Raw genomic sequence first — 5546 nt, 5'->3', positions numbered from 1 at the left:
AGAATTTCATGAAGTGAGCCGTTAAAAATGATTTTGTTGTTTGAGCGCAGCGAGTTTAAAATCATTTAGGCGAGAGAAATGGAATTTAGCTTTTGCGTTCAAAGCCTTGACTTTTTTGCTTCGTTTTTGTGTTAAGACAAAAATGAAGAAGAAGGAAGTTTGAAAGTAGATCCTATAAATACTTGCAGAAAGTTCGATTAAAAGTTGACGATAATTTAGTTTACAATATATTTAATACAGTGTAAACTAAGTTTTCGTTAATTAATATAACTCCTTTTATGAAGGATTAATGGTAGTGTGTTGTGGTTCGCGAGAGAATGTCGCAAAACCTATTATAGTGTTGAAAAACCACCATGTTTCAAGTGTTAAGCGTGAGCGTCACTTGGAACTGATCATTGGCGAAGTCTCCCGACTTCGAATATAAACATCACACTTTCATTCATTTCGAAGTCGGGAGACAATATTTAATCACAAGTTACGCCTATCGGCTTAACACTTGCGAGATAAAAATGGTTTTGAGACACCTCCCTACAGAACTGAATTTTAGAAAATTATTATAAAACCTTTGTCTTTTAACATGTAATCAGACCATCATTTAGTAGTATCTCCCTCGGCCTTGAAGGGAAAAGCGTGAAGAATTTCATGTTGTGAGCCATTAAAAATGATTATCTTGTTTGAGCTTTAGCGAGTTTAAAATCATTTAGGCGAGAGAAATGGAATTTAGCTTTTGACTTCTAAGCCTTGAATTTTTTGCTTCGTTTTTGTTTCAAGACAGAAATGAAGATGAAGGAAGTTTGAAAGTAGATCCTATAATTACTTGTAGAAAGGTTGATTGAAAGTTGACGATAATTTAGTTTACAGCATAGTGTCTCCCTAACCACCATAAATAACGAACCATTATAGTTTTGTGACATAAAGATTTATTTGAAATTTCACACAAAAGCAATAAAGCACACAACCCATTTTTTTATTAACTTGAATTGAATTTTTTAATGTAAGCGGACTTGAAAAAACATAGAGCCTTATATTGTGCCTTTGACTTATTCCCAACAAGTAAAGGAGCCTCAACACATATTACTTATTTTGCCAATGCCCTTTTTGATTTTTTTGGTGGAGGAATGTTGTTCACTTTAGGAAATAAAGAGTATTTGAGTGAAGAATGGGAGGGGAGTGTACAGCTGAAAAGAATGCAAAAGCAAATTCCAAATTTTTGGAAACGTACACAATATTATGCGAATGAACTTTATAATGAGATACAATCTTTACCGACTTTAGAAGTTGTTCACTATAGAGATATTTGGTCTGCACAAGCGGTATTGAAAGGGAAAAGAAATTACAAAACGGTTTTTGAGGTCAATAGTTTTCCATCGGTGGAGTTGCCCTATCGCTATCCTTTACTGTCAAAAGGTTCGATTGAGAAGATCAAGAATTTAGAAAAACAATGCCTTGAAAAAAGTGATAGTATAGTGGTCCCTTCTCAACTAATCCAAGAGCGTATTATTCAATATTACGGAATAGAAAAAAATAAGATAAATGTGATTCCTAACGGTGCGGAAATTTGCGAACAGCACTACCCCAAATTAATCCAAGAGGAATATATCATCTATTTTGGGGCTGTTCAAAAGTGGCAGGGGGTAGATATTCTCTTGAAAAGCCTTCCTTATTTGTTGAAAATGAAACCTGATTTGAAATTGGTGATTTGTTGTTCGACAAGGCCAAGAGAATCAAAATTACTACAAAAATTGGTCAGAAGATTGGAATTGGAAGATCATGTGATATGGAAATATCAATTAAGTAAACAAGAACTGTCTCAATGGTTGCAGCATGCCTTAATTTCAGTAGCACCATTGAAAGAAGATGCAAGGAATATCGAACAAGGCTGTTCTCCTTTGAAAATAATGGAGTCAATGGCGCATAAGGTTCCTGTTGTTGCTTCCAGTCTACAAGTGACACAAGAGATTATCACACATGATCAGGATGGTATTTTAATTCAATCAGAACGTCCTCGTGAATTGGGTAGAAGTCTCTACTTATTACTTTCAGATCCCCCAAAAAGAGAGTTACTCTCTCAAAATGCTTATCAGAAAATCCAAAATCAATATACTTGGGTAATTCAAACCCAAAAATTACAAAACGTGTATCATCAATTAATTGAAGAAAATATAGTATGCTAAACATGACGCAATATCCATTAAGGATCAAATATCCTGAAGCAAAGGAAAAATACGGAGATCATACTGTTTTCAGACAAAACTTGAATGCTCAGGAGATCGAATTTGTTGAAAGTAGAAAGTTGGAAGGTCGATTTTCATTAAAAGAGCTGTATCATTTGATTCACAAATTTTCATTGTACTACACTTTGATCAAAGGCAAGCGGGATCGTACTAATGGCTATGGTATTTTTGGAAGCTTGGCACTAGCGGCATTGGTTTTTGTGGCTTATGTAAAATATGCTTTTTTCTTAGGAATCTTTCTATTCGTTCTATTAGTAGTAACGGTTGGGCTGACGATTTACTTTAGAAATCAAACCAAGTATTCTCCATTTGAGATCAATAATGAAGAGGTGTTGAAGTGTTTGGTTTATATTCTACTACAGGATTTTGGCCCAAAACAGAAAGTTGACATCAGCCTTGATTGTACACCTGTAAAAGAAGATGGGAAAATAATTGACCGTTTTAAACGAGGTGTGAGGAATATAGTGATTTACAAAAAAGAGTACTTGAAACTGAAGTTTAGTATTGGTGAAAGCGTGAAAGTTGTTCTTCATGACGATTGTTTTTTCAGAACCCAGAACTGGAAGAAGAGGAGTAGTTCAGGTAAATTGAAATACAAGAAAAAGGAAAATGCATTAGACAAGATCTCTTACAAAGTACTTTTTGATTGTCAATATTATGAAGTGATGAACAGTGAATATGCCCATTCTTCGAATACTAATTCAGGCGGAAAGCCCAATTTATTTGAATTGAATAATGGAATGTGGGAATACAAAAGTAAACTCAAACTGCAAGATAAAAAAGCAAATTCAAAGGATGTATTGAATCAATGGATAGGGTTTCTTCAACAACCATTTTTACAGATCAAAAAGAAATAGACATGAATACTTGTGAACAAAAGGTAGGGATCTTTACATTGAGAAAATGTGAGAACAAGGCCGAACATCAATGTGAAGAATGTGGGAAATATTTTTGCAATGATCACTTTACAGAAGAGGGATTGTGCAAATCCTGCTATAGTTTAAGAGAGGATGACAATAGCTTGTTTTTATATGATAATTGGTATTGGTACATGCAAAGGAGAAGATACCATGAGCAAGAAGAAGATCTGGAGTTGATGACATATACCGATTTAATATCTGAAGAGTCAGGTATAATAGTTGATGAATTTGAGCAGCAAGAAATGGATTCAGATGAATTTGATGAATCCGATGTTTCCTTTTTTGATAGTTAAGCGATGAGAAAAATACTTTGGCTCACCGAAAATTATCCTCCTCAACAAGGTGGAATGGCGGAGTCGTGTGATAGAATAGTGGAAGGGCTAAAAAGTAAAGGTTTTGAAATTCATATTATTCATTTTTATAGAAAAGGAAAGCCTTTTAAAACGTTGACGAAGCAGAACGGTTCATATACCTATATTCCATTTACTCATTCTAAAGCACATACACTACACCTTACGGCAACTTATCTGGAAAATAATTTTGATGGAAAAGTAGGCTGCATCATGGGGTGGGGAGGTAATTTGGTCAAAGAAGGCATCTATGTTCTTCATAAATTATTAGGAGTCCCTTACTATTTTTGTTTTAGAGGAAATGATTTTGATGTTTCTTTATTCAATGCCAAGGATGCTTTTAATTTAGAGCGATTGATTCAAAATGCTTCAGGAATTTTTACAAATAGCAGGGATAAAATTAGACGAATTGAGAAAGTCTATGATTATCAAAAAGCGTATTTCACTCCCAACAGTATTGATCTGAATTTATGGAGGAAAACTCCTCAGGAAATAGCTCAAGCAGATGCGTTTAGAAAAAAACACCAAGGGAAAATAATCATTGGATTGTTTGGCTTTATCAAAGAAAAGAAAGGGTTTACTTTTTTTCTAAATGCCTTAAAACGCTCATTGGTTGCTCATCAGTTTCTATTTTTATTTACCGGAGAAATTACGGCATCTGATCAGGCATTAATAGATGAAGTGGGCGTAACATACCTCCAATTAGAAAATGTAAGTCGCTATGAGCTAATTCCTTATTATTTGTATTGTGACTGGCTGACAATTCCCTCTTTTTATGAAGGTATGCCTAATGTGTTATTAGAGGCAGGTGGATTGAAAATACCGGTAATTGCTAGTGCTGTTGATGGAATGAAAGATGTAATTGAAGATGGTGAAAATGGATTGCTATTCGAAAATCTAAATGAAGAGGATTGTGCTTTAAAGCTTCAATACATTGCTCAGATGAACGAAAATGAAAGAATCCGATTTGGTGAAAACCTTTATCATGATATCAAGGAGAACTATACTTTGGAAAATGAGATAAAATCATTTGTAGAAAATATAGCGGACTAACGCTTGGTCAAAATAACAATCACCATGAAATTATTCTATATTCTAGGAGGAGGTTTAGGGCATCTTACAAGAGTACAAAAACTTATCTCAATGCTAAATATCGAAGAAGATTATCTAGTTTTCTCTACAGCTTGGGCCACAAAAGTTTTTCCTGAAGATAAATGCATCGTGATTGACCCAAAAGATTTTGAAAACAAAAAAAGCCTTTTCCCTTTCTTGCTTTTACAGCTAGAGAAATATTCAATTTCTGACCTATACCTTGACACCTTCCCTTTAGGTTTATTCAAAGAAATCAACCCAGGTTTAATTCCTACCCAATGTCGATTGCATTATATTGCTCGATATTTAAGATGGGACGCTTACTGTGGAGATTTAGATGGATTGAATATAAACTTCAACCATACCTATATCATTGACTTTTTAGATAAAAAACAATTTCAATTCATTCAGGATAATGCTCAAACCATTCATCATATAAAACTTTATCTCACAGACTATAAAATCAAACAGAAAAGCATTGAAGAGAAATTTTATCTTATTAATCATTCAGGCCCTCAGCAAGAAATAGAAGCTTTGATTGATTTACTTAAAAAGCATGAAACGTATAAAAAAATACCATTGCCTATAATAATCAATACACCAAAATTAACATTACAATATGATACTATAAAAGTGATGCATCAGTACCCGGCGTCTTCATTATTTGATCAAGCAAAATTAATAGTGACAGGTTGTGGCTATAATAGCATGTTGGAAACTCTTCCTTATCGAGAAAAACACATTTTCCTTCCCTTTAAACGCAGATTTGATAATCAGTTTGAAAGAGCAAAAAGAAGGAGTGAAAGTAGATCCTATAAATACCTGTAGAAAAACTGATCAAAAGTAGACGAAAACTTAGTCAACATTGACTCGCAAGCATAAAAGGTCGTTTTAGAAGAGAAGTAAAAAATAAACTCTGGCTAAGTACGTTGTAAACTAAGTTTTCGAAT

Annotated in this window: 5 protein-coding genes; all 5 read left to right on the top strand. The window is 33.9% G+C overall.

Annotated features, from left to right (window positions below; genetic code table 11):
- Positions 1-1004: 1004 nt before the first annotated feature.
- From PL77_RS19735 to PL77_RS19715, 5 genes are read left to right on the top strand one after another with little or no spacing between them, the layout of a single operon-like run.
- The gene (locus PL77_RS19735; protein ID WP_052444577.1) at positions 1005-2174 is read left to right on the top strand and encodes a glycosyltransferase family 4 protein; all 1170 of its coding nucleotides are present in this window, start codon (positions 1005-1007) and stop codon (positions 2172-2174) included.
- Positions 2168-3091 (top strand): hypothetical protein, encoded by a 924-nt coding sequence (locus tag PL77_RS19730; RefSeq protein WP_156152447.1) that lies wholly within the window; start codon positions 2168-2170, stop codon positions 3089-3091. The genes PL77_RS19735 and PL77_RS19730 overlap by 7 nt, the downstream gene beginning before the upstream one ends.
- A 2-nt stretch (positions 3092-3093) precedes the next feature.
- Positions 3094-3447: a hypothetical protein gene (locus tag PL77_RS19725; RefSeq protein WP_044209270.1), complete on the top strand. Its 354-nt coding sequence runs from the start codon at positions 3094-3096 to the stop codon at positions 3445-3447.
- Between the two features lie 3 nt (positions 3448-3450).
- Positions 3451-4557: a glycosyltransferase family 4 protein gene (locus tag PL77_RS19720; RefSeq protein ID WP_044209268.1), complete on the top strand. Its 1107-nt coding sequence runs from the start codon at positions 3451-3453 to the stop codon at positions 4555-4557.
- Positions 4558-4581: 24 nt separating this feature from the next.
- Entirely contained in the window at positions 4582-5424 is an 843-nt protein-coding gene (locus PL77_RS19715; protein ID WP_044209265.1) for a hypothetical protein, read from the top strand.
- Positions 5425-5546: the final 122 nt, after the last annotated feature.

The sequence above is a fragment of the Flammeovirga sp. OC4 genome, from assembly GCF_000812565.1.
GTDB lineage: Bacteria > Bacteroidota > Bacteroidia > Cytophagales > Flammeovirgaceae > Flammeovirga.
Note: the sequence above shows the minus strand (reverse complement) of the source record. Positions and strands in the feature narration are given on the sequence as shown.

Excerpts from the sequence above, each read along its gene's own strand:
- PL77_RS19730 (WP_156152447.1), top strand. The coding sequence starts at position 2,168 with ATGCTAAACATGACGCAATATCCATTAAGGATCAAATATCCTGAAGCA.
- PL77_RS19725 (WP_044209270.1), top strand. The coding sequence starts at position 3,094 with ATGAATACTTGTGAACAAAAGGTAGGGATCTTTACATTGAGAAAATGT.
- PL77_RS19720 (WP_044209268.1), top strand. The coding sequence starts at position 3,451 with ATGAGAAAAATACTTTGGCTCACCGAAAATTATCCTCCTCAACAAGGT.
- PL77_RS19715 (WP_044209265.1), top strand. The coding sequence starts at position 4,582 with ATGAAATTATTCTATATTCTAGGAGGAGGTTTAGGGCATCTTACAAGA.